Genomic DNA, 1112 nt, shown 5'->3' on the forward strand with positions numbered 1-1112 from the left:
ATTGAAGCAAGCGCTTTGTCAGTATCGTTAACTTGTAAATATGAAATCTGTTTGGCTGTCATCCCCTTATCTTCGAAATACTGCGATACACTTGCTAAATCTTGTTCGCCAATAACACCTGCACAGCCCTTTCGCAGCGCATCAACAATAAATTCATGCCCATCAAATCTTTCGCCCTTTAAGGCCAAGTAAACATCACCTTCGTTAACGGTACGTGAATCAATAGATAGGCAAGTAAAGCCCGTATCATCNCCCAATAAAGTACCCGGCAAAGCTTTAGCCAAAGAGGAGAAAGTCATGACATCAATCATTAATGACCTCCTCTAGCGCCTTAGGAAGAACAGCTGCTCCCGAAATCAATTCGCGCACAGTTTCGATATCACTAAAGTAGTGGCGCTGACCTTTCACTTCTTGCCACGTTTCATGACCTTTACCCGCCACAAGAATGACATCATCTGCTACTGACTTTTCGAGCATTTTCTGTATTGCCATTCGTCGCTCGTGTATCACTTCCACCTTCGATGGCTGCGCAAAGCCCGCTAAAATATCTGCGATGATTGCTTCTGGTGATTCTCCTCGTGGATTGTCATCACTGAGGACAATGTCATCTGCAAACGCTTCGGCAACTCTTGCCATCTCGGCGCGTTTTCCTTGATCACGGTCACCACCACAACCAAATATCACCCTTAGAGAGCCACTGCAAAGAGGCGCTAGCGTTTTAAGTACATTTTCCAAAGCATCAGGTGTATGTGCATAATCAACTACGACTGTAGGTTGATTCACAGACCGAAGCACTTCCATACGGCCATCAACCGCTTTAATCTTTTTAACTCGCGACTCAACGCTTTCGAGGTCGTTCATCGCCGTGGCAGCTGCAAGCACAGCTAACAAATTGCTTAAGTTAAATTCGCCCAGCAATGGGGAGTCGATCATTACCTGACCTACTGAAGCCTTGATCAATGCGTGTATACCCGATGACGAAAGCTCGTTCGTCAATACCGCAACATCAGCAGCTTTACTTGAAACCGCATAACTCGTAATGTTTGTGCCTGGCGTAACAGCGGCTTTAAAATCGCTGAACAGGTCATCATCTCGATTTAGTACTGCAAAGG

Annotated in this window: 2 protein-coding genes; both read right to left on the minus strand. The window is 45.6% G+C overall.

Features of this window, described 5'->3' with window-relative positions:
• Positions 1–311, minus strand: a 311-nt coding sequence (locus A3735_RS01965) for a Mur ligase domain-containing protein (protein WP_231882340.1), incomplete at its 3' end; no start/stop codon positions are given.
• Positions 304–1112 (minus strand): Mur ligase family protein (locus tag A3735_RS01970; protein ID WP_156499327.1); only part of this gene is annotated, 809 nt, incomplete at its 5' end. The genes A3735_RS01965 and A3735_RS01970, both read right to left, overlap by 8 nt.

The organism is Oleiphilus sp. HI0061 (assembly GCF_001635675.1).